Source organism: Capnocytophaga periodontitidis (assembly GCF_016126015.1).
Taxonomy (GTDB): Bacteria; Bacteroidota; Bacteroidia; order Flavobacteriales; family Flavobacteriaceae; genus Capnocytophaga; species Capnocytophaga periodontitidis.
On record NZ_JAEFDB010000011.1, the window covers coordinates 82317 to 102830 of the forward strand.

General features: G+C 36.3%; 32 protein-coding genes and 1 pseudogene. 21 read left to right on the forward strand and 12 right to left on the reverse strand.

Features of this window, described 5'->3' with window-relative positions:
- The first annotated feature begins 33 nt into the window (after positions 1–33).
- The 19 genes from I7X29_RS12865 to I7X29_RS12955 all read left to right on the forward strand — a co-directional run bounded on the left by I7X29_RS12865 (position 34) and on the right by I7X29_RS12955 (position 13136).
- A complete protein-coding gene (locus I7X29_RS12865; protein WP_198475209.1) occupies positions 34–663 on the forward strand; it encodes a DUF4141 domain-containing protein in 630 nt (209 codons plus the stop codon).
- Between the two features lie 10 nt (positions 664–673).
- Positions 674–1660 carry a conjugative transposon protein TraJ gene (traJ, locus tag I7X29_RS12870; protein WP_009389084.1) on the forward strand — a complete coding sequence of 329 codons (987 nt, stop codon included), beginning with the start codon at positions 674–676 and terminating at the stop codon, positions 1658–1660.
- Between the two features lie 28 nt (positions 1661–1688).
- Entirely contained in the window at positions 1689–2312 is a 624-nt protein-coding gene (gene traK / locus I7X29_RS12875; protein WP_009389087.1) for a conjugative transposon protein TraK, read from the forward strand.
- Positions 2309–2614, forward strand: a complete 306-nt coding sequence (locus I7X29_RS12880) for a hypothetical protein (RefSeq protein ID WP_009389096.1) — start codon at positions 2309–2311, stop codon at positions 2612–2614. Before traK ends, I7X29_RS12880 begins: the two co-directional genes overlap by 4 nt.
- Positions 2577–3983 (forward strand): conjugative transposon protein TraM, encoded by a 1407-nt coding sequence (traM, locus tag I7X29_RS12885; protein ID WP_198475211.1) that lies wholly within the window; start codon positions 2577–2579, stop codon positions 3981–3983. The genes I7X29_RS12880 and traM overlap by 38 nt, the downstream gene beginning before the upstream one ends.
- Before the next feature lie 88 nt (positions 3984–4071).
- Complete coding sequence (gene traN / locus I7X29_RS12890) at positions 4072–4983, forward strand: conjugative transposon protein TraN (RefSeq protein WP_198475213.1); 912 nt, start codon at positions 4072–4074, stop codon at positions 4981–4983.
- A gap of 5 nt (positions 4984–4988) precedes the next feature.
- Positions 4989–5558 carry a conjugal transfer protein TraO gene (locus I7X29_RS12895; RefSeq protein WP_225883752.1) on the forward strand — a complete coding sequence of 190 codons (570 nt, stop codon included), beginning with the start codon at positions 4989–4991 and terminating at the stop codon, positions 5556–5558.
- A gap of 19 nt (positions 5559–5577) precedes the next feature.
- The gene (locus I7X29_RS12900; protein WP_198475217.1) at positions 5578–6000 is read left to right on the forward strand and encodes a TraQ conjugal transfer family protein; all 423 of its coding nucleotides are present in this window, start codon (positions 5578–5580) and stop codon (positions 5998–6000) included.
- Positions 6001–6114: 114 nt separating this feature from the next.
- Complete coding sequence (locus I7X29_RS12905) at positions 6115–6846, forward strand: DUF4280 domain-containing protein (protein WP_198475219.1); 732 nt, start codon at positions 6115–6117, stop codon at positions 6844–6846.
- Positions 6847–6851: 5 nt separating this feature from the next.
- Positions 6852–7631, forward strand: a complete 780-nt coding sequence (locus I7X29_RS12910) for a hypothetical protein (RefSeq protein ID WP_198475221.1) — start codon at positions 6852–6854, stop codon at positions 7629–7631.
- 9 nt (positions 7632–7640) lie between these two features.
- Complete coding sequence (locus I7X29_RS12915) at positions 7641–8186, forward strand: hypothetical protein (protein WP_009414516.1); 546 nt, start codon at positions 7641–7643, stop codon at positions 8184–8186.
- Between the two features lie 7 nt (positions 8187–8193).
- The gene (locus I7X29_RS12920; protein WP_095899474.1) at positions 8194–8787 is read left to right on the forward strand and encodes a hypothetical protein; all 594 of its coding nucleotides are present in this window, start codon (positions 8194–8196) and stop codon (positions 8785–8787) included.
- A gap of 7 nt (positions 8788–8794) precedes the next feature.
- Positions 8795–9340, forward strand: coding sequence for a hypothetical protein (locus I7X29_RS12925; RefSeq protein WP_095898473.1), 546 nt, complete (start codon positions 8795–8797; stop codon positions 9338–9340).
- Positions 9341–9346: 6 nt separating this feature from the next.
- A complete protein-coding gene (locus I7X29_RS12930; RefSeq protein WP_009413475.1) occupies positions 9347–9877 on the forward strand; it encodes a hypothetical protein in 531 nt (176 codons plus the stop codon).
- An 8-nt stretch (positions 9878–9885) separates the two neighbouring features.
- Complete coding sequence (locus I7X29_RS12935; protein WP_225883753.1) at positions 9886–10476, forward strand: hypothetical protein; 591 nt, start codon at positions 9886–9888, stop codon at positions 10474–10476.
- Positions 10477–10482: 6 nt separating this feature from the next.
- Positions 10483–11022, forward strand: coding sequence for a hypothetical protein (locus I7X29_RS12940; protein WP_198475225.1), 540 nt, complete (start codon positions 10483–10485; stop codon positions 11020–11022).
- A gap of 91 nt (positions 11023–11113) precedes the next feature.
- Complete coding sequence (locus I7X29_RS12945; RefSeq protein WP_198475227.1) at positions 11114–11893, forward strand: hypothetical protein; 780 nt, start codon at positions 11114–11116, stop codon at positions 11891–11893.
- On the forward strand, positions 11868–12416 hold the full coding sequence (locus tag I7X29_RS12950) for a hypothetical protein (protein ID WP_198475229.1): 549 nt from the start codon (positions 11868–11870) through the stop codon (positions 12414–12416). Before I7X29_RS12945 ends, I7X29_RS12950 begins: the two co-directional genes overlap by 26 nt.
- A gap of 177 nt (positions 12417–12593) precedes the next feature.
- The gene (locus tag I7X29_RS12955; protein WP_198475230.1) at positions 12594–13136 is read left to right on the forward strand and encodes a hypothetical protein; all 543 of its coding nucleotides are present in this window, start codon (positions 12594–12596) and stop codon (positions 13134–13136) included.
- A gap of 18 nt (positions 13137–13154) precedes the next feature.
- Here I7X29_RS12955 and I7X29_RS12960 read toward each other — a convergent pair whose 3' ends face one another.
- Positions 13155–14045, reverse strand: a complete 891-nt coding sequence (locus I7X29_RS12960; RefSeq protein ID WP_198475232.1) for an IS1595 family transposase — start codon at positions 14043–14045, stop codon at positions 13155–13157.
- Positions 14046–14429: 384 nt separating this feature from the next.
- Between I7X29_RS12960 and I7X29_RS12965 the strand changes: the two genes are divergently transcribed.
- Positions 14430–14867: a hypothetical protein gene (locus I7X29_RS12965; RefSeq protein ID WP_198475234.1), complete on the forward strand. Its 438-nt coding sequence runs from the start codon at positions 14430–14432 to the stop codon at positions 14865–14867.
- Positions 14868–14987: 120 nt separating this feature from the next.
- Positions 14988–15326, forward strand: a complete 339-nt coding sequence (locus I7X29_RS15715) for a DUF4138 domain-containing protein (protein ID WP_198475258.1) — start codon at positions 14988–14990, stop codon at positions 15324–15326.
- Positions 15327–15416: 90 nt separating this feature from the next.
- Here I7X29_RS15715 and I7X29_RS15720 read toward each other — a convergent pair.
- The 11 genes and pseudogenes from I7X29_RS15720 to I7X29_RS13025 form a co-directional block, all read right to left on the reverse strand.
- Positions 15417–15692 (reverse strand): annotated as a pseudogene (locus tag I7X29_RS15720) (ThiF family adenylyltransferase); the annotation flags it as partial.
- A 2-nt stretch (positions 15693–15694) separates the two neighbouring features.
- Entirely contained in the window at positions 15695–16417 is a 723-nt protein-coding gene (locus tag I7X29_RS12980) for a PRTRC system protein B (RefSeq protein ID WP_198475236.1), read from the reverse strand.
- A 1-nt stretch (position 16418) separates the two neighbouring features.
- On the reverse strand, positions 16419–17582 hold the full coding sequence (locus I7X29_RS12985; RefSeq protein WP_198475238.1) for a hypothetical protein: 1164 nt from the start codon (positions 17580–17582) through the stop codon (positions 16419–16421).
- Between the two features lie 100 nt (positions 17583–17682).
- Positions 17683–17901: a PRTRC system protein C gene (locus tag I7X29_RS12990; protein ID WP_198475239.1), complete on the reverse strand. Its 219-nt coding sequence runs from the start codon at positions 17899–17901 to the stop codon at positions 17683–17685.
- Positions 17902–17927: 26 nt separating this feature from the next.
- Entirely contained in the window at positions 17928–18425 is a 498-nt protein-coding gene (locus I7X29_RS12995; protein ID WP_009744764.1) for a PRTRC system protein E, read from the reverse strand.
- 49 nt (positions 18426–18474) lie between these two features.
- On the reverse strand, positions 18475–18690 hold the full coding sequence (locus tag I7X29_RS13000; protein WP_009750742.1) for a hypothetical protein: 216 nt from the start codon (positions 18688–18690) through the stop codon (positions 18475–18477).
- A 19-nt stretch (positions 18691–18709) separates the two neighbouring features.
- Complete coding sequence (locus I7X29_RS13005; protein ID WP_016421161.1) at positions 18710–18943, reverse strand: hypothetical protein; 234 nt, start codon at positions 18941–18943, stop codon at positions 18710–18712.
- A gap of 6 nt (positions 18944–18949) precedes the next feature.
- On the reverse strand, positions 18950–19156 hold the full coding sequence (locus tag I7X29_RS13010) for a hypothetical protein (protein ID WP_198475242.1): 207 nt from the start codon (positions 19154–19156) through the stop codon (positions 18950–18952).
- Positions 19153–19599, reverse strand: a complete 447-nt coding sequence (locus I7X29_RS13015) for a hypothetical protein (RefSeq protein WP_198475244.1) — start codon at positions 19597–19599, stop codon at positions 19153–19155. Before I7X29_RS13015 ends, I7X29_RS13010 begins: the two co-directional genes overlap by 4 nt.
- A gap of 29 nt (positions 19600–19628) precedes the next feature.
- Positions 19629–20063 carry a single-stranded DNA-binding protein gene (locus tag I7X29_RS13020; protein WP_198475246.1) on the reverse strand — a complete coding sequence of 145 codons (435 nt, stop codon included), beginning with the start codon at positions 20061–20063 and terminating at the stop codon, positions 19629–19631.
- 25 nt (positions 20064–20088) lie between these two features.
- Positions 20089–20424 (reverse strand): hypothetical protein, encoded by a 336-nt coding sequence (locus tag I7X29_RS13025; RefSeq protein WP_016421157.1) that lies wholly within the window; start codon positions 20422–20424, stop codon positions 20089–20091.
- Positions 20425–20514: the final 90 nt, after the last annotated feature.

Genomic DNA, 20514 nt, shown 5'->3' on the forward strand with positions numbered 1-20514 from the left:
ATAATCATACGTAAATCATAATAATTAAAGTCAATGAAGAAAATGTTATTAACGGGGCTTTTTGCTATAGCTATGCTGGCAAGCCCCAAACTAAGCGCACAATGGGTAGTAACTGACCCGACTAATTTTGCTCAGAGCATTATCAACACTACCCAACAGATAGTGCAAACCTCCTCAACAGCTAAGAATATGCTCAACAACTTCCGAGAGGTAGAAAAGCTCTACACCCAAGGTAAGGAGTATTATGATGCTCTAAAAAAGGTAAATAACTTGGTAAAAGATGCCCGCAAAGTACAAGAAACGGTGCTACTGGTGGGCGACATCTCCAAGATGTATGTAACCAACTTCAAGAAGATGAGCCAAGACCCTAACTTCTCCTCTCAAGAATTGTCGGCTATTGCCAATGGCTACTCCAAGCTCTTGGGTGAAAGTTCTAAGCTACTCAAAGACCTGCAACAAATTGTCAATAGCTCCTCACTCTCTATGAACGACAAAGAGCGTATGGACATTATCGACAAGGTGCATAAGGAAGTGAAAGAGTACTATAACTTAGTACGCTACTACACCCAGAAAAACATCTCAGTAAGCTACCTACGTGCTAAGAAGCAAAACGATGCGCAAAAGGTACTCTCACTCTATGGAACAGAACTCAAATACTGGTAAAAACTGATAAATGGAAAATCTACACCAAATACTTCGTACTTTATACGACGAGATGATGCCCCTAACAGCTCAGATGTCTGCCATAGCCAAAGGCTTGGCAGGCTTAGGAGCACTGTTCTATGTGGCAATGCGTATATGGCAAGCCTTAGCCCGTGCCGAACCTGTGGATGTGTATCCCTTGCTCCGTCCCTTTGCCATAGGGCTGTGTGTGATATTTTTCCCTACTCTGGTGTTAGGAACAATGAATACAGTGTTAAGCCCTGTGGTAACAGGTACCCATAGCATCTTAGAAGGACAAACACTCGATTTGCACAAACTACAAGAGCAAAAAGACCGATTAGAGCGAGAAGCACAATTGCGCAACCCCGAAACTGCCTATCTCGTCTCGGATGAAGAGTTTGACAAAAAGATTGATGAATTAGGTTGGATGCCCGAAGATATGGCTGTAATGGCAGGAATGTATATTGAAAGAGGGATGTATGACCTCAAGCAAAGCATCCGATCGTGGTTTCGTGAGCTACTCGAAATGCTCTTTCAAGCAGCCGCTTTAGTGATTGACACCATACGCACTTTCTTTCTTGTGGTGATGTCTATTTTAGGACCTATAGCCTTTGCCATTTCGGTATGGGATGGATTTCAATCTACCTTACTACAATGGGTTACCCGCTATGTAAGTGTCTATCTATGGCTTCCTGTATCCGATTTGTTCAGTGCTATTTTAGCACGTATCCAATCCCTTATTTTACAACGAGACATCGAACAACTCTCCGACCCGAGTTTCATTCCTGATACTACCAACACAGCCTACATTATCTTTATGGTCATTGGTATTATAGGCTATTTTACCATTCCTACTGTGGCAGGTTGGATTATACAAGCAGGAGGTATGGGTAATTATGGTAGAAATGTAAACCAAGCTACCTCTAATGCGGGTAATATAGCAGGTGCAGGAGCTGGCTCTCTTTCAGGTAATATTACAGGTAGGTTAATGAAGTAAAAACAAGTCTAATTGAATACTAAAATTAATGGAATTTAAAATCTTTAGAAACATCGAAAACGGATTCAAGCAAATCCGTATGTATGCCATAGCCTTTGCAGTGCTTTGCTCAGGCGTGAGTATCTTCGCTGTAGGCTATGCCTATTACTTTGCCGAAAAACAGCGCGAGAAAATCTATGTGTTAGACAATGGTAAATCACTAATGCTGGCACTCTCTCAAGATGAGAAAATCAATCGCCCTGTCGAAGCTAAAGAACACGTGCGCAGGTTTCACGAACTCTTCTTCAACTTAGCCCCCGATAAAAAAGCAATTGAAGACAATACCAAACGTGCCTTCTTTATGGCTGATAAATCTGCCTTTAACTACTATAAAGATTTGGCTGAAAAAGGCTATTACAACCGCATCATCTCTGGCAATATCCTCCAAAGGGTAGTCATCGATAGCGTGCGCTGTAACTTTAATAGCTATCCTTATCAGGTGGAAACCTTTGCCAAACAGTTCATCACCCGCGCCAGCAACATCACCGAAAGGAGTCTTATTACCTCTTGCAGGTTGATTAACTCCGTGCGTTCTGATAACAACCCTCAAGGATTTATCATCGAACAGTTCAATGTAATAGAAAACAAAGACCTTAGAACCGTAGAGAGATGATAGCCAAGATCCAAAGAGAGATACATTCTCTAAAAAAGCAAACCCAAAGCTATTGTCAGGGACTTTCACCCTCACAAAGAAAACGCTTGGTACTCTTAGCTTTTGCAGTCTACTCGCTACTTACTCTTTTTATACTATGGCACGCTTACCAAGAGTACCACCAAGGCGAAGCCCCTGCCATACAGCATATTGACAACAAGGCTATTGTACCTACTGAGGGGAATACCCCAAAAAAGGATTCGTTAATTTTTAAACAACTTAATAATGGAAAAGAACACACCCCTTCCAGAGCAAAACGGTAATACCCCTGCCTCAGATAAGGCTAACGCTCCTTCTTCTACACCAAGTTTCTTGGTCAGTGAAGAAGAGGAAAAAGCCCTCCAAGAGCGCAATGAGGAAAAAGCCCTTGCTAAAAAACAACAACTCAAGAAAATTGTCATCTATGCCCTAATGGGGATAATCTTCCTCGCTTGTATGTATCTGCTTTTTGGTGGCGGAAGTGAGCAAGAGCAAACACAAGTAGGTATCAATGAGGCAATACCACAAGCTACCGAAACTCTCTTGCCTTCTGACAAGGAAAAAGCCTACGAAGAAGCCCTCTTAGAAGAAAAAGAAGCTGATAAAAAAGCCTCTCTCAATGCACTGTCTGATTATTGGCAAGAAGACGAAGGCGAGGAATATCCTGAAGCTATCGAGGAGGAAGAAGAACCCACTCCGCGTTATCGCAAGGCTACCCCTAATGCCTTTGAGCGTTCCGCTCAGTCTTATCGCGATATTCACCAGACTTTAGGCAGTTTCTACCAAGACAATAGTGCTTACGAGGAGCAACAACGACTCAAAGAAGAGATAGCCTCTCTTAAGTCTCAACTCTCCAATAAGCAAGATCCTACCTCTATAGATGCCCAAATGGCATTGATGGAAAAGTCTTATGAAATGGCTTCAAGATATTTGCCCAAAGGACAACAGAAACCTTCAATGATGGGGGGTGCAGGCTCGCAAGAGGGCGAGGGAAACAATAGTAGCGAAGCTGATAATGCAGAACAGAGTAAAAACATTGCTCCTGTCTATACTCCAGAGGAAAAGGTAGTCAGTCGTTTGCCCCGCAAGCAGTCCGAGAAGGAGGCTCTGCAAGAATGGGTAAAGGAGCAACAGACCTCTTTTTTCAATGGCGAGAGCTTTAAGCCACAAGGTAGTATCCTAAAGAATAGCATTCGCGCTTGTACACATATCGAACAGCTATTAGGAGAAAACTCAAGGGTGCAGCTAAGACTTTTAGAGCCTATACGAGTAGCAGGCGTACTCATTCCTAAAGGAGAACTGCTTACAGCCTCTGCTAAAGTGAGTGGTGATAGATTGTTACTCACCGTAAAATCCCTAGAATACAAGGGTAAAGTGATTCCTGTCTCTATAGCTGCCTACGACATCGATGGGCAACAAGGGTTATACCTGCCCGCTTCTTCCGATGCCAATGCCTTTAGAGAAATAGCAGCAGGAATGAGCAAAAGTTCAGGGAGTAGCTTTACCTTTAGCTCTTCCGCCAAAGACCAAATTGTCTCTGAGCTGAGCAAAGGGGTCGTACAAGGAGGTACGTCTTATCTTTCTAAAAAAATTGCACAACCTTCCATAAGGGTTAAAGCAGGTTATCAGCTCCTACTCATCTCTAAGAAATAGCCTTTCAGACAAACCCATAAACACAAAGCACAAAACAACACAATTATTTATTTTTCAACCTATTAAACACACTTAATATCATTTATTTATGCGTAAATTACACTTATTATTATCGGTAACAATGCTTACTGTTACCATGCAAGCCCAGAATGAGGCAAAGGAAAACACAGCCCTCAGTACTGAGAAAAAGGAACTTTTAGCTCAATCAGGAAAGGTAGTGCCATATCCTTTGCAGGTGGCTTATGACCAAACAACCCATCTTATCTTTCCTGCTTCTATCCGCTATGTGGATTTAGGCAGTGAAAACTTAGTAGCTGACAAGGTGAAAGATGCCGAGAATGTACTAAGGGTGAAGGCAGCTAAAACAGACTTTACCGATAGCACCAACCTATCGGTCATCACTCAAGACGGAGGCTTTTATAGCTTTGAGGTAAGTTATCACTCCACGCCACAACCTCTTACCATTGATTTTGGTAGAGGAATGCCCCAAGGCAACAATGTGAAATCGGATATTCTCTTCTCTGATACAGGCTGGGAATCACCTGCGGTAGCACAGATTATTATGTCGTCTATCTACCATCAGAAAAAGAATTATATCAAGCATATAGGTTCGGAGAATGCAGGTATACAATGGCTACTAAAAGGCATCTATGTACACAATAGCAAACTCTATGTAGATGTGCAATTGTCCAATCGTTCTAACCTGCCTTTTGAAGTAGATTTTATCACTTTTAAAATCATTGATAAGAAGACTACCAAAAAGAGCATTGTACAGGAAGTGCCTGTTGATCCCTTGCGTGTATACCAACCTATATCGCTACTAAAGGCTCATAAAGAAGCCCGCTCGGTGTATATGTTAGACCAACTCACCCTCTCTGATGACAAGGTTTTGCGGGTAGAAATCTTTGAAAAAAACGGCTCTCGTTACCAATCGTTCCTTATCACCAACGAGGAGATTATAGCCGCTCGCCCTATTGAACAGTTTAACCTTAAATTCTAATGCCAATGCTAAGAATTATCACTTGTATTTGTCTGTGCTTTTTAGGAGGCTCCATTGCCCAAGCACAGCGATTGTTACCCAAGCAAAAAGGTATCTCGCTCTCTTGGGTTGCACCTGCAGAGGCTTTTACTTCCTCTTTTTCTGATGATTTTGGGGTGCAGTTGGGCTATAGTATCAATGCTAAAAGGGGTAACTACAAGCATTTTTCCCTTGAATATCAAAGGCGATTGTACCCTTACAAGAGTCTGAATATACCCGTTGAGAGGTATATAGGTGCAGGAGGTTATAGCTTTGCCTTGATCAGTGACAGCAGTAAAACGGTGGCTTTGAACTTAGGAGCAGAAGCTCTTTTGGGCTATGAGGTAGTCAATCACAGCAAAAGCCTCCTTCCTGATGGGGCTTTGCTAAAGAATGAAAACCATTTTCTCTATGGCTCACAAATTGGCTTGCAGGTAGAGACTTACCTAAGTGATCACTTTTTAGTGCTTTGCTCTGGCAAGGTAGCAGCTCTGTGGGGAAGTTCCTTTGAGCTACTGCGTCCTTGTGCTACTGTAGGACTGCGCTATATGTTTTAACCTTTAAAAAGACAATACGATGAAGAAAATAAATCAGAAAATTGTAATAGGACTCATTGCAATGCTATGTGTGAGCCTATTCACCTCTTGTAAAAAAGAGTTGGACGTACAACAAAATTTTCCTTTTGAGGTAAAGGTATTGCCCATCCCTAAACAGCTACCTCTCGGTGGTACTGCTGAACTGCGTTTGGAGATACACCCCACAAAGGTATATGCCGAGAACGCCTACGCTCTGCGGTACTTCTCCTTTGAAGGCAAAGGGGATTTAAGATTTGAGAAAGGTGCGCCTTTTATCCCCAACGACAGCTATCCCATTGCTCAAAAGGTTTTCAGACTCTATTACACCGCCTACAGCATCGGATCTCACGCCTTTACCCTCTGGCTCACCGACAGCTTCGGCAACGAAAAGAAAATAGAATGCTCCTTGCAAGTGCAGAAGTAATGAAAACGTTATTACATATCCCTATAAGACGAAGATTCTTGTAGGGATATTTTTTGTTTCATTGCCAATTCAAAAATAATGCTTACATTTGCAGCATTAATAAAAACAATGTATATGACACAGAAACATTTAGTATGCCAAGGAGCAACCTGCCAATGTCAATTTGGCAATGCTCCCGATAAGTTAAAGGTACTTACCCAGACCAAAGCCTTTATCAATGAGGAAGAGCCACAAGAGAAATTGGTAGCCACAACTGCCGATATAGGAGCTACTTTTGAGAAAAACACCTTTGGACTATGTCAGATGCAACCACTGCCAGGTGGGGGCTATAAACCCTGTCAGGCAATGGTAACTCAGTGGAGCGGTGCTTATGAGAACGTTACTTATGAGGAAAACAACGGACACCCCCTTTTAGAGGACAGCAAAGCCACCTGCCCCATAGGTGGTAAAGACTGTATCAGCATCATCAACCACGGGCAGGTGGCTGAGATAACAAACCGCAATCTCCTTAATGCAGATTCTATTAAAATGGATACTATCAATCCTTTTATGGATTTTAGTAAGTTCGTAAATGATATATTTACAAAACCAGATATTATAGAAGCCTATTTCACAGACTTACAAGGTAATAAAATAGACCTGGGAGAGGATGAGCAAGACGTTTACTTAGTGATTGAAGGCGAGAATTTATCAGGACTAACAATGGATTTCAACCTCGATAATAAAGATCTTGACTTCAAATACAAGGGCAACATCTTAGAAAATGATACATTAAAAGATTACGTCTTTATAAACGATACCAAAGAACAAATACCCCTAACAGTTATTATAAACACTAAAAAATAACACCTATGGCAACAATAACAATCACACTTAGAGAAACAGGACAATCCGTAACGGCTACTCTTAAAGCAGCTGCACCGCCTCCAAAAATAAAAGATTTTGTAGTAGATGAAGAAGGGTATATTACAAAAGTTTCTGAAACTAATGGACATAATATGTATAGACTACATACAAAGGCTAATTGGGATAAGGGTGTGAAGAATATGTTTATTACACTTAATGAAGGGAAGGTGATAGAAGAGTTGGCTGAAAGGAAGAACCCATACAAAAGCGATACCACTTATTGGGGAATAAAAGACGGGGTTTATATAACAATCTCTAATAAAGATGATGCTTATAAATTGTTTAAATTTGTATGTGATGCTTCTATTGAAGCAGAGTGGGCTTTATTAAATTATGAAAAAAGAACTACTAAAAAATCTTTGTATGTTTTAGCTACACTTAATTACTCAGAATCTCCAGGAGTTCTTCCTCCACCTGAAAATTATACTGACCTTGATTTAAAAATTCATTTTCATAGCCATCCAGGTACTGCTAAAGGGAAAGATGATGTAGCATCAGGGGCAGGTAGTAGTAGGGGAGATGTTCCTATGGCTATACACTATGTGAATTTATTCTATAAAAAAAGAATAAAAAGAATGCCTGCATTTGTAATATATCGTCCTCACGCAGAGAAGCCTCCTTATAAGTTTCAATATGATGCTTGGAAAAATTTTCTTTATGGCACTAAAATGAAGATCCAGACTTATCACGATTTATATAAGAATGTAATACCAATACAATATTAGAAAATAATTATGAAAAAATACATTTTATTAATTCTTTTATCTCTTACTGCTTGTGGTGAAAAAGGTAAGAAAGAAGTAATTGATGATAGGTATATAGTTTTTAATCTATATACTTCAAAAAAAGTGCCTTCTTATAGTATTACCTTAGATTTTAAAGATAAATCAGTTTTTATTCATAATATTGCAAATGAAGGAATGTTTGAATTTAACCCTCCGCCTCCACCACCAAGTTATAATATCAAGTGGACTTCTATTTATAGTATTTATCCCAAAGGGATGATAATAGACAATAAAATAACTCAAAAAACAGATAGCTTATTTGTAAAAATAAATAATATTTTACAAGAGAAATTTCCTTTTTCTTGTATTAATCATCCCCCTATGCCAGATGAGGATGCCTATATGTCTTTTACATATTTTAAAGATAATCAGCTTATTTATTCTTGTTTTAGACCTACACAATATGAATGGGATATATTTTATTTAGCACAAGATTTTATTATAAAAAATGATACAATAAATGCTGATAAATGGAAGTTATTCTATAATAAATGAAATAATTATGCAAAGATATATTTTTATAATACTTCTCTTACCTCTTGTTGCTTGTCAGGAGAAGAAGAAAAATGAACCCATTGATGATAGACAACTCATTTTCAATTTATATATAGGAAAAAAACTAGGGTCTCACTCTATAACATTAGATTTTAAGGACAAATCTGTATTTGTTCATAATATAATAAATGAAGCTAACTTTGACCGATTTGTAGAAGATGAAGTAGAAGTGGTAGAAGGGACTTTACCTGAAGAAGCTATTAAACAGAAGAATGATAGAATTGATTATAATACTATTTATGAGTTAGGATTTATAGCTGATAATAAAATGACCACTGATACAGACGTTTTATTTGAGAAAATAGATTCTATTCTGCAAGATGGAACACCATTTTCGTGCGAAAAAGCAATGCCTGCCCCAGATCAATATGTTTATATGTCATTTAACTATTTTAAAGGAAATAAGTGTATGTATTACTGCTTCAATCCCACAGGAAAAGAATGGGATATCTTTTACTTAGTAAGAGATTTCAATATGAAAAACGACACTATAAACAGAGATAAATGGGTATCATTCTTTAATATAGGAAAATCTAAATAATTAAATTATGCAAAAATATATTCTTATAATACTTTTGCTACTTGCTGCTTGTAGTGGTAAAAAAGAAATCATTGATGATAGATATATAGTTTTTAATGTTTATTCTTATAAATATGTATGTCCACATTCTATAATATTAAACTTTAAGGATAAAACTATATGCATACATAACATAACTAATGAAATATCAACTATTGAAGATATAGAAATAACTTCAAATGAAGATGAAAATAGAATAGAAGAAAAAAAACTTTATAAAAAACCTCCATTAGCAATAGTGAAAGATAATATGATAGTTGATAGCTTGGGTATTTTATTTAATAAAGTTGACTCTATTTTACAAAATAAAGAACCTTTTTCTTATAAAAGTGAGATACCTATGCCTGACCAATACGTATATTTATCATTTAACTACTTTAAAAATAAAAAACATATACATTATAGTTATAACCCTCAGTCTAAGGAATGGAATATTTTCTACTTAGTAAGAGACTATATTATAAACAATGATACGATAAACGGTAATGAATTGAAAACTCTTTATAAAAAATAATTAATTATGCGAAAATATATTTTTATAATTCTTCTCTTTCTTATTTCTTGTAAAGGAGAAGTACCTCAAAAATACATTGATAATAGGATTATTGTATTTAATATGTTTGTAGCTAATGGAAAGGTTACTCCTTTTTCTATTATTTTAAATTTTAAGGATCAATCCATATTTTTACATAATATAAAAGATGATAGAAAATCCTTACATAATAACAATAATCAATATATTCTCAATAGAGAAGATGCTCTAAAAGATTGTATATTGACTAAAAATACAGCGCATCTATTTTCAGAAATAGATTCTATTTTGAAGACAATAGATATTAATAATATAAAAAACAATTACTCTGAAAATGAAATTATATATGCTGACTATATTTCTATGTCATTTTATCTTCTTAAAGATAATAAACAAATTTATCATTCTTTTCTCCCCGAGAGCGGCAAGGAATGGCATATTCTTAATTTAACACAGGATTATATTATAAAAAACGACACAGTAAATGCTGATAAATGGAAGTTATTCTATGATAAATGAAAATAATTATGCAAAAATATATTTTTATAATACTTTTATCTTTTATTGCTTGTCAGGAGAAAAAGAAGAGTGAACCTATTGATGATAGATATATAGTTTTTAACTTATATATAGGGAAGAATTTAGCTTCACATTCTATAACATTAGATTTTAAGGACAAATCTGTATTTGTTCATAATATAATAAATGAAGCTAACTTTGACCGATTTGTGGAAGATGAAGTAGAAGTAGTAGAAGGGACTTTACCTAAAGAAGCTATTAAACAGAAGAATGATAGAATTGATTATAATACTATTTATGAGTTAGGATTCATAGCTGATAATAAGATGACCACTGATACAAATGTCTTATTTGAAAAAATAGATTCTATCCTTCAAAATGGGTCTCCTTTTTCTTGTAAAAGGTCTCAACCTGCTCCTGATGAATATGTTTATATGTCATTTAATTATTTTGAAGGTAATAAGCGGGTGTATTACTGTTTTAATCCTACGGGAAAAGAATGGGATATTTTTTATTTAGTGAGAGATTTCAATATGAAAAATGACACTATAAATAGAGATAAATGGCTATCATTCTTTAATATAGGAGGACCTAAATAATTAAGTATGCAAAAATATATTCTTATAATACTTTTGTTACTTGCTGCTTGTAGTGGTAAAAAAGAAGTCATTGATGATAGGTATATTATCTTTAATCTATATACTTCAAAAAAAGTACCTTCCCATAGTATTACCTTAGATTTTAAAGATAAATCAATTTTTATTCATAATATTGCAGATGAAGGAATATTTGAATTCAACCCTCCACCTCCACCACCAAGTTATAATATCAAATGGACTTCCGCTTATAGTATTTATCCTAAAGGAAAGGTAATAGATAACAAAATATCTCAAAAAACAGATAAGTTATTTATAAAAATAAATAACATTTTGAATGATGGACAGCCCTTTTCTTGTTCCAATCACCCGCCTATGCCAGATGAATATGTCTATATATCTTTTACATATTTTAAAGATAATCAGTTAATTTATTCTTGCTTTAGACCTACACAAAAAGAATTAGATATTTTCAATTTAGTAAGAGATTTTATTCTTACTAACGACACTGTAAACGCTGATAAATGGAAGTTATTTTATGATAAATAAAAAATGATACATTAAAAGATTACGTCTTTATAAACGATACCAAAGAACAAATACCCCTAACAGTTATTATAAACACTAAAAAATAACACCTATGGCAACAATAACAATCACACTTAGAGAAACAGGTAAATCCGTAACAACGACTCTCAAAGCAGCTCCGCCAAAAGATAGAAATGTAATTGTTCTTTGCGATGAATTTTCTTACTATATTGTAATATGGACACTTATAAAAGTAGAAAGTAAATATGTAGTAAAAACACCTGATGGTTTTATTGATAGAAAAACATTACTGAAAGCAGAAAAAGAACTCCCTAAGTTAAGTGAGAATTTCAAATGCCTTTTAAAACTTTCTGAAAGTGATACCATCATTGAGATTAAAATTGATGATCATTATGAAACAAGCAAAGGAACCTTTGATATGGGGATTGTTAGATATAAAGAGGCTAATGATCATTATGAAGATTATAAAGCAATAGGAGGTGACTTGTCTAAAAAAGAGTTCTTTGAACAATTTCATGATGGATTAGAAGGTATGTGGGAAGGGCTTTTTGGAATAACTTTATATTCAGATGAGGAATCTGGTATGGGGAAAACTACGAATGAACATCACCAAATAGTTATAAATAAATCATTTCTTGAAGGAAGGGAAAAGCAAAAAAGTTTTTTTATTCAAATGTTGTATACTTTTGCTCACGAGGCGTATGGACATATGTATTTTAAGATATTAAATAAAAAACACTCTCACACTACTGAAAGAAGAAAAGGGTTTCCTGGTAGAAATGATGAACTTGAAGAACAAATAATTGATAGAAGTAATGAAGCAATTAAGCATTTTGATGAGCATTATGATACTTACTCTAAGTTTTTATAAAAGTTCTGCTCAAAAATTACAATATGATAAAAAATTTTATCATACTATAGCTCCTTATGAAGTGTTTTTACAAGAAGAAGATCTATTAATTGTAAAAAACTATGATATTGATAGTGTTTTGATTTCAGAAGATTTCATTAAGAACAAAAAATATATAAAATCTTTATGGCATATTAGAGATGGTAAGAAATATGAATTTCAATTATTTCCAACTGAAAAGATACAATTATTTAAAACAAGTAAAGAATTTGAATATTTCCTATATGAAAATAACTTTCAAGAATCTCAAATGACTTTTCAAGGGTATTTTTTTATAAGAATATTAGTGTCTAAAAAAGGAAAAATATTAGATAGTCGGGTTATTCTCTCTCCTAAAGGATGTATAGAATGCAGAGAACGAGTGATGAAAATGTTGAAGAAAATGAAGAAAATCACTCCTAATATTTATGACAAAAAGGTAAACTCAACAACTGTAATACCAATTATATATGGAAAATATTACCCACAATTTCAAAAAAAATGAAAGTGAAAGTTGAAAGAATTTATATGAAATAAATGAGTCATAATAAAAGTACTGGTTATTCTGATCTTGATAACAAATTTAAAATAAAATTACTAAAGAAAATATAAGAATTATAAAAAATATTTCTGATTTATATGAAAGAATAAAAAAATACAGATTAAAATAGCAGTATCACCAATGAAAAGAATTTATATTTTTATATTATTATTAATCTCTTGTAAAACTAAGGAAAATTTAGTAGATGATAGATATATCATTTTTAATATTTATTCTTATAAACACGTATATCCACATTCTATAACATTAAACTTTAAAGACAAAACTATATGGATACATAACATCACTAATGAAGTATTAACTATTGAAGATGTAGAAATAACTCCAAATGAAGATAAAAATAGAAAGGAAGAAAAAAAACTTTATGAAAAACCTTCATTAGTAATAGTGAAAGATAATATGATAGTTGATAGCTTAGGTATTTTATTTAATAAAGTTGACTCTATTTTACAAAATAAGGAAGCTTTTTCTTATAAAAGTGAGATACCTATGCCTGACCAATACGTATATTTATCATTTAACTACTTTAAAAATAAAAAACATATACATTATAGTTATAACCCTCAGTCTAAGGAATGGAATATTTTCTACTTAGTAAGAGACTATATTATAAACAATGATACGATAAACGGTAATGAATTGAAAACTCTTTATAAAAAATAATTAATTTGAGGTGTCAAGTTAAGGGCATACCAACTGAGATTGGAAAATAGGTTTTCTTTCAATCAATCTTTTTATTAGATTGTTAAAGATAGTCTCTTTGCTTTGTGAGCGATTGATTCTAAAACTATACTCAGCTAAATAGCGGTCTATATTAAACTCTGAAACCCAAGAATATATACCTCTTATCCAAGATTTTACTTGGTGTATTACTTTGTGTAATGTAGGAAAATTCTTTCCGTCATTACTCGGTTTTTGAGTTATATTATAGTCTTTTATAGGTCTATAGCCTTTCCATTCATCAGTGGTTATATAGGCTGTCTTATCAATGTGTTTATCAAATATTGTTCGTAGTGATTTTGAAGAATAGTCAGGAATTTTAAATGCATAAAAACGTTTAACTTTACCTTGGTTACTAAGTTGTATCGCACAAAGAACTTTCTTTTTCTTTGCGTCATAACTTCTACCTTGTTTTCCTTCTTCTTTTCCTCCTATGGTAAATTCATCGACTTGCACTTTGCCATCCATTTTCTGTGACTCACTGGATTTCATAGCTTCACGAACCTTGTGCATAAAATAATGTGCTGTCTGTCGACTAATATCATAACGGCGAGCAACTTGTGATGCTGATAGACTTTTTGTAGTTGTTGACATCTCAAAACATATATAAAATGCTTTGAGAAGTCCAAATTTTAGCTTGTGAAACAAAGTCCCAGTTGTAGGACTTTCTGTATCTGAACAGATATTGCAAGTGCGTGAAAAATCTTTGCGAACTTGGTATTTTGTATGTCCGCATTTACGGCAACAATACCCTTTTTCCCATTTTATGGAAGCTAAGTATTCTTCGCAATCTAAGTCTGTTTTAAAACGTTCAGTAAACTCTAAGAGACTTTGTCCTTTGAATAATTCCATAATACATTAATTTTCAGTATGCAAATGTATGAAAATATTTTGACACCTCAAAAAGATTAAAAGATAAGCTACATATTTTTAAATTATTATTAAAGCATAATCTCTATTTTGCAGTAGATTCCGCTGGTTGGTATTGGTCAAATAATTTCAATAAATTCAAATCTTTTGGTGGTGTAAATGCTAAAAATGAGAATATAAACATATATGCAGATAAAGATGATTGTGGAATGGTAACAGAATGTATCAATGGGCCAGCAAGATTAGCCTTGAAGGAAAGAGAACAATTTACTAATAAAGTTAAGGAAGCTATAGGATATGATAAATTTCACAAAAATAATTAGTATTTGTTTCATTCTAATAAGCACGTTATCTTTTGCTCAGAAATTGTCTAAAGAACACTTGAGAAATTTCCCAAAAGAAAATGGTTTTTATAAAACATTTGTGCTGTCAAAATATAATAATAAGTTAAGAGCAAATGTCGTACTCCACTCTGACTTCCTTAAGGATAAAGATGGAGACCTTACAGAAAATGTTCTCATCTCGTTTCTAAAAAAAGAAAACAGTTGGTTAGCAAATGATGTTCAAGTTATTGTTAAATGTAGAGGAAAATGCATTAACTATATTGATGAGGATACAAACGCACTCTATAGAAATAATTTTTTCTATTTTGAATTTTCTTTTGATGGACCTCGTTACTCAGGTTACCTCTTTGCATTTAAAAAAGAGGACGATGGTTATTTTAATTTAGTGAAAATGCAAGAAGTCTTTAAATCTTTCTATTGGGATATGCCCATTCGCTGGTATAACCCAACTAAAAAGTAAATTATCAGTATAATTCGCCTAAGAATACCAAATCAATTAAAAAACAGTAAGCCCCGCGCTTGCTGTTTTTCTTTTTAAGCTGCCACTACTAACTTTACCACCGCTACCAACCGCTCTGTCATCACCGAGGACGGACGTTTCTACAACTTTGACATCGTCTATAATCCCGCTCCTATACATCTGAGCTTTGACATCAGCAGGATCTTACTTGCTCAGTCCCCCACCGACTTTCATCGCGCTCCCCAAACCGACATCCTCTTTGCCGATACCCGTGGCGATTCGCCTGCTGTTATCAATCTGATGATGCAGTCCATCTATAAACAGGAACGCCATCTTTTGCGCCACATAGGCGCACGAAACGGCACGCTCCAAAGCGAGCTGCGCGGTATCTACACACGAAAGGTAAATACTTCCTCTCATTGTTTCTTCTTCAGAGGAAAAGGTCTCAGTGCTGAATAGCTGTATTTGCGCTCTCCAATCTGTACCAAAAAAGCGATTGATACGGCTTATTAGAGCAGTGGATTTGTACATTCCTAACTCACAAGCTGAAAAGAGTTGTCTGCCGAGATTGGCAGGGCTTACAAGGTCATTATCCCAAAGGGTTACCGATAACCCTGCGTGTCCTAAAGCAACCAAAGCGTGGTTGATACGTGCTAAAGCAGTGGCTACTTGCGAGCCTGTGCCTCCTGCTCCTATCAGATGTACTTTAATAGGATTGGTAGCGTTGAGCAAAGCTGTATCAGTAAAATGTACCCGCTCTTTGTGTGCTTGGACTGAGGTGTTGAAAGGGTTGAGGCTGTTTGAGGTGTTTAGGGTTTGTTTCATTGTTATAGGATTTGTTGTAAGGTGAGATGATTGGGATTGAGCAGTTCGCAAGGGAAAGGCTTATTACTATGAGTGAGTTCCTGCCAAAGGCTTATTAAGGGTATTTTGGTTATAGGATATGAGCCTAATTGATGAGAAAAATAGCTATTGAAAAAATAATCTTCCCATTGGGTGATAAAGTCTTCTAAGCAAGAGGTTTTACGCTCATTTACCTGCACTGACCCCATACACACATTGCCATTTTCATAGACGTTAAAAAAAGGCGCATAGCACAGAGGTGTATTAAGGTGTGGCTTTTGGTTTTTGGCTAAGGCATATATCCAAAGGCTCTTGGGGGTAGCTTTCCACAACAGAGGAGGTAAACTTACTTCTTTGTTTTCTATAGCGAGGGAGGAGGCAAAAAACAACTGTTTTTTTTGTGCTTTAGAGTACCAAACAGCCTGCCCCTCGCCTTTATGGGATAGATGGAGCACCCTGCGGGGGATAATACCTTTAGGGATTAGAAAGGCTTGTGCTTGCTCTTTTTGGCAGGTGAGCGTTTTGGCAAGTGCTTGCGCTTGGTCGAGGGTAAGCGGTTGTGCGCTTGTAGGGTTACCATTGCTATCAAGGTGTAAGTACTCTACATAACTCTGTGGGTTGTAGCGGTTACTATCTTCGTAAAAAACAAGTGCTGATGTAGGGCGATATACTTCCCCTACTTCTGGGGTGAGGTCTCTATATTTCATTTTAAATGCGGTTTAAAAGGGTTATAAATTCGGTTAAGAGAGGAAAGAAACGCTGTTCAAAATCAAAGTTAGCAAGGGGTGTTGTGCTGTTGAAATGTTTGTAAATGGTAGGGAGTTCTATCTCACTGCATTGGGAGTATTCTCCATTGAGCCAATCTAAAAGATAGGTATGGAATAGGTCGCTTTGGTCTTCATAGACAAAAGATAGGTATTTCTCTACTTCAAAAAGTTCCTCTTCACCTTGCTCATAGTCCTCTGCTCTGTGCAAATGGGTATAGATAGAGTGGTTAGGAAAATCCTGCCACAAGGTATAAAAGGCTTGAGAGAGGGCAAGGCATTCGGCTTCTAAATCATTCTTAGGAATAAATCGGTCTATACGCCTTTGAAAAAAGTCTAAATGGCAAGGGTTGCGTATCTTTTTGGAAAGAATAGTACCTATTTGTTGTGCCTGCTTTAAAAGGTGTAGGAGGTGGTCTCTTTCTGCTATTTCTTCATAGTCTTGGCTAATACAATCCTGCAACATTTCATAGGCATAAGCCACAAAACAATCTTCTTGTACATAGTTTACTATAAAAGCACGTTGGTTCAGGTAGGCATATACCGATAAAAATAGTTCATAAAGTGGTTTGTTTTTATGTACTTTCAGAAGTCTATAAAGCGGTTGCAGAGGGACAAAAAACACTTCGTTAGGCAAATAAAAACGTTCTTCGCAAGAGAAAAAAGCATCGCTATTGGGGGCTTTCAATACTTTTAGTTCAAAGAAAGTGCTTTTGGTATCTCTCTTTTTGATTTGCTCTTGGCTGTAAGAAAGGGCTAAGGCAATCCCACAAGAAAGGTCGTACTGCTCTATGGGAAAGGGAGTAAAGCCGTAATGGTCTGCCATTTGAGCAAGGGAACACTTGAGAGTGGTTTTTAGCTGTGCTTGCTCCTCTCCACTAAAAATGATGTGCTTGCTTGAATGATACACTTTAGGAGGGAAGGTCGTCTTTAAAAAACCATTGGCAAAAGAGTTTTCGGGGCTACTTGTTGCTGTTCTTGACGTATCTGTGAGCGGTCTTTGGAGCGTTGGACTGCTTTGGAAAACTCTCTTAACCTGCAATAGAGTTCTCTCTGTGCTTCGCTTTGTATGGGTGCGAGGTTTTGTTGGGATTGCTGTTGCATACATTTTTAGTTTGTTTTTAGTTTTTGATAACGTTTTTAATTTTAGCTACAAGCCTTGTTTTAAGCTGTTTTACAAGGCTCATAGCTTTAGAATTAATAGAGATTTAGCCTTTTGTACCCATTGTGATTTGTAGGGGATAGACAACGCTGTCTCCCTCTACGTAAGGTGTGCCTGCTTTGGCATTGGTGAGCAGGGGGTAATGGGTGCTGTAAAAATTCTTGACTTGCTCTACTGACCACAATGGATTAGGGTCGGCAAGATGAATAGTTTGTCGGTTTTCTTCAAAGACAAACATTCTTTTCAGTTGGGTAGCTATGAGCATAACAATACTTTTTTAGGGGTTAATACTTATTCTTCAAACAAGGTAGGGGCAAAGTGTGTGGATAGTTCTGACCTTTTTTTGCGGATTTTATCAGCATAGTTAGGGAACTCATCGGGAGGAGGTAGTTTTGACCACGCTTCTCGGTACTTGCCCTGCGCTTCTAAATCAGCTACTTTTTTCATAGCCTCATCGTATTTCTTTTGTTGTTTCTCGGCTTTTTCTTTCTCCATAGCTGATTGCCTTTGAGCTTGCTTTTGCGCCTCGATGTACTGCTCCATATTCACAAGCAGAGAGGAGGTTTCTTCTAAGGGTTGGGTGATGCTTTGAAAAAAACCTGCATCTAATTCTTCGGCAGTGCCTCTAAGTACTAAGGGAGGCAAAAGGTGCTTGGCAGGGTCTGAACATTGTTCATTCTCAAGCAATACCGATACAACAAGCTGGCTATTTGCTTCTTGGGTTATGACTAAGTGCAGTTTGCCTTGTATGGCTAACTGAGCAATTTGATTGAAAAAATGGGTTTCCATTGGATACTTCGTTTTTAAATTGATACTTCTGTTTTTATATACTTATCTTTTAAGGGGCTTTTTTAATAGTGTTTTCAGTGTGATAACTCACTATGTAGCCGTTTGCCTTTACGATAGCTTCTAAGGCTTGTCGGGCTTTAAGGGTTGCCTCTCGGTCTTGGTCGCTAAGGTTCATAAAGTGCAGTGGTTCAAAAGTTCGGATAATTATCCCTATATAGGATAGGGCTTGGGTGTCGGTTGCTAAGGGCTGTTTGAGTGGTTTCATTGAGATACACTTTTTTAGGTTAAACTACTTCTTGGGGTTCTATCTCAAACTCAATGCTTCTTTTGCTACATTGGGTTTGGTTGTACCATTGCAAGTTGGTTAGGTCGTCTTGAGTAAAGGGTAGCTTGTACCGCTTGCAATAGGCTTTTATCACTTCGATTGCTTTGTACTTGCTTGTGCATACTTGCATAAGGACACGGCTACTCATATAGTGCCAGCTGTCGGTTTTATAGACTAAGTAAACGCTTTCCATAGGCTGTTAGGTTTTATTAAGGGTTGAGTTTTGGGCTTCTTTGAGTTGCTTTAGTTTAATATATAAGTCCTGCCAATAGGCTTTTAGCCTCTTGTCTAACGCCTTGTGAGTGTTGTCAGTATGCTTATAGTCTCTAAAGCTATCGGCTTGCGCTAAGGCTTTATCAAGGTCGGTTACCTCTATAGGAGCACCATTGAGGTCTGTTATTATCATTTTTCAAAGGTTTTAAAAAGTTCTTCAAAACGGATGTCGTCCGTCCAATACTCATCGGAGGAGTATTTTCCATAGGCTTTTATATAGAAATCATCGTATCGGGTAAATATGCTTCGGTAGATTTCTAAACGGCTTTCAGGCGTATTGAAAGAGGCTAATTCTTCCTCAGTGAGTTCCACAAAAGTCCAAGTACGTTCTTCCAAAAAGGATAAATCGGGCTGTTCCTCATCGCTGAGGGTATAAAAGTCGGTTCTTGCCTCATAGAAACTAAGGTTCACAAAATCGGGGTCGCTCTTTAGGGTAGCCACTTGTTGGGCTACTTTTTTCACTTTCTCAAGCCATTGCTCGGTAAGGGTGATAAGGGCAAAGTCGCAACTATCCCATTCGCTATTGGTATAGGCACGCACCAATAGGTGTGTTGTAGGTGTTTTGCTGATATTCATTTTCTGTTCAATTTTAAAGGGTTATACATTTAGAAAGGCAAATCGTCCTCGTCTTCCTCTGCTACTTGCCCTGTTGTGACTTGGGGCTTTGGTAAAGGTGTTATGGCATTTGCGTTATTTGTCTCACTTGCAGAGGTATTAGGTGTTACTTCTGCTTTCTTGCTAAAGTGGAATTTGATTTTGGAGGTGTGAAAGTTCAAGCCTGCTTGAGGTTCTCCCTCACGATTGAGCAACGCTCGTGCCGATACTCGTCCTTCCAATTCAACCAATGTGCCTTTGGTAAGGTACGGAGCAACCCCCGTACTGAGCCAATAAGCACAGTCAAAAAAGGAGGTTTGCTGTACGTTTTCACCTGCTTTGTTTCGGTAGTTGTCGTTCACTGCTACAGAGAAATTAACTACTTGTTTGCCATTTGATAGGGTTTGCACTTGTGCATTTTCGGTAAGTCTTCCTACGATATTCATAAACGTTCTATTTGTTATTAGGTTACTAAATTTCTACTATTTGGTCTATGCGCCCATAAAGATAGGCACGGAGGCTGGTGCGGTCGATAGCATAGTATTCATACCAAGTATTATACTGCTTTACAATGAACTTTCTCAGTACATCGGAAAAATCAAATCGGTAGCCCAATAAGGGGATAGCATTTCTGAAAAAGCAGTTACTATTGACCGCTTGGGTAATCCAATTTTTCTCTGTTCGGGTGAGTTTCTCACCGCTATTGAGCTTTACACGGAGCTGATAGACTTGGCAGTCTTTCAGATGCTCTAAGGGACTTATTTCGTGAGACACGAATTTGGTTGCGATACAGGGTTCTTTTTTCATCTTGTTACATTTTAGGAGTTTTATGCTGCTTTACGGCTTGTTTAGACACGATACGCACGATTTTCGGCTTTTGGGTTGTCTTTTTGAAAT

Bases quoted from the DNA above. Each gene is read 5' to 3' on its own strand.
- I7X29_RS12865 (WP_198475209.1), top strand. From the start codon at position 34: ATGAAGAAAATGTTATTAACGGGGCTTTTTGCTATAGCTATGCTGGCA.
- traJ (WP_009389084.1), top strand. From the start codon at position 674: ATGGAAAATCTACACCAAATACTTCGTACTTTATACGACGAGATGATG.
- traK (WP_009389087.1), top strand. From the start codon at position 1,689: ATGGAATTTAAAATCTTTAGAAACATCGAAAACGGATTCAAGCAAATC.
- I7X29_RS12880 (WP_009389096.1), top strand. From the start codon at position 2,309: ATGATAGCCAAGATCCAAAGAGAGATACATTCTCTAAAAAAGCAAACC.
- traM (WP_198475211.1), top strand. From the start codon at position 2,577: ATGGAAAAGAACACACCCCTTCCAGAGCAAAACGGTAATACCCCTGCC.
- traN (WP_198475213.1), top strand. From the start codon at position 4,072: ATGCGTAAATTACACTTATTATTATCGGTAACAATGCTTACTGTTACC.
- I7X29_RS12895 (WP_225883752.1), top strand. From the start codon at position 4,989: ATGCTAAGAATTATCACTTGTATTTGTCTGTGCTTTTTAGGAGGCTCC.
- I7X29_RS12900 (WP_198475217.1), top strand. From the start codon at position 5,578: ATGAAGAAAATAAATCAGAAAATTGTAATAGGACTCATTGCAATGCTA.
- I7X29_RS12905 (WP_198475219.1), top strand. From the start codon at position 6,115: ATGACACAGAAACATTTAGTATGCCAAGGAGCAACCTGCCAATGTCAA.
- I7X29_RS12910 (WP_198475221.1), top strand. From the start codon at position 6,852: ATGGCAACAATAACAATCACACTTAGAGAAACAGGACAATCCGTAACG.
- I7X29_RS12915 (WP_009414516.1), top strand. From the start codon at position 7,641: ATGAAAAAATACATTTTATTAATTCTTTTATCTCTTACTGCTTGTGGT.
- I7X29_RS12920 (WP_095899474.1), top strand. From the start codon at position 8,194: ATGCAAAGATATATTTTTATAATACTTCTCTTACCTCTTGTTGCTTGT.
- I7X29_RS12925 (WP_095898473.1), top strand. From the start codon at position 8,795: ATGCAAAAATATATTCTTATAATACTTTTGCTACTTGCTGCTTGTAGT.
- I7X29_RS12930 (WP_009413475.1), top strand. From the start codon at position 9,347: ATGCGAAAATATATTTTTATAATTCTTCTCTTTCTTATTTCTTGTAAA.
- I7X29_RS12935 (WP_225883753.1), top strand. From the start codon at position 9,886: ATGCAAAAATATATTTTTATAATACTTTTATCTTTTATTGCTTGTCAG.
- I7X29_RS12940 (WP_198475225.1), top strand. From the start codon at position 10,483: ATGCAAAAATATATTCTTATAATACTTTTGTTACTTGCTGCTTGTAGT.
- I7X29_RS12945 (WP_198475227.1), top strand. From the start codon at position 11,114: ATGGCAACAATAACAATCACACTTAGAGAAACAGGTAAATCCGTAACA.
- I7X29_RS12950 (WP_198475229.1), top strand. From the start codon at position 11,868: ATGATACTTACTCTAAGTTTTTATAAAAGTTCTGCTCAAAAATTACAA.
- I7X29_RS12955 (WP_198475230.1), top strand. From the start codon at position 12,594: ATGAAAAGAATTTATATTTTTATATTATTATTAATCTCTTGTAAAACT.
- I7X29_RS12960 (WP_198475232.1), bottom strand. From the start codon at position 14,045: ATGGAATTATTCAAAGGACAAAGTCTCTTAGAGTTTACTGAACGTTTT.
- I7X29_RS12980 (WP_198475236.1), bottom strand. From the start codon at position 16,417: ATGAAATATAGAGACCTCACCCCAGAAGTAGGGGAAGTATATCGCCCT.
- I7X29_RS12985 (WP_198475238.1), bottom strand. From the start codon at position 17,582: ATGTATGCAACAGCAATCCCAACAAAACCTCGCACCCATACAAAGCGA.
- I7X29_RS12990 (WP_198475239.1), bottom strand. From the start codon at position 17,901: ATGCTCATAGCTACCCAACTGAAAAGAATGTTTGTCTTTGAAGAAAAC.
- I7X29_RS12995 (WP_009744764.1), bottom strand. From the start codon at position 18,425: ATGGAAACCCATTTTTTCAATCAAATTGCTCAGTTAGCCATACAAGGC.
- I7X29_RS13000 (WP_009750742.1), bottom strand. From the start codon at position 18,690: ATGAAACCACTCAAACAGCCCTTAGCAACCGACACCCAAGCCCTATCC.
- I7X29_RS13005 (WP_016421161.1), bottom strand. From the start codon at position 18,943: ATGGAAAGCGTTTACTTAGTCTATAAAACCGACAGCTGGCACTATATG.
- I7X29_RS13010 (WP_198475242.1), bottom strand. From the start codon at position 19,156: ATGATAATAACAGACCTCAATGGTGCTCCTATAGAGGTAACCGACCTT.
- I7X29_RS13015 (WP_198475244.1), bottom strand. From the start codon at position 19,599: ATGAATATCAGCAAAACACCTACAACACACCTATTGGTGCGTGCCTAT.
- I7X29_RS13020 (WP_198475246.1), bottom strand. From the start codon at position 20,063: ATGAATATCGTAGGAAGACTTACCGAAAATGCACAAGTGCAAACCCTA.
- I7X29_RS13025 (WP_016421157.1), bottom strand. From the start codon at position 20,424: ATGAAAAAAGAACCCTGTATCGCAACCAAATTCGTGTCTCACGAAATA.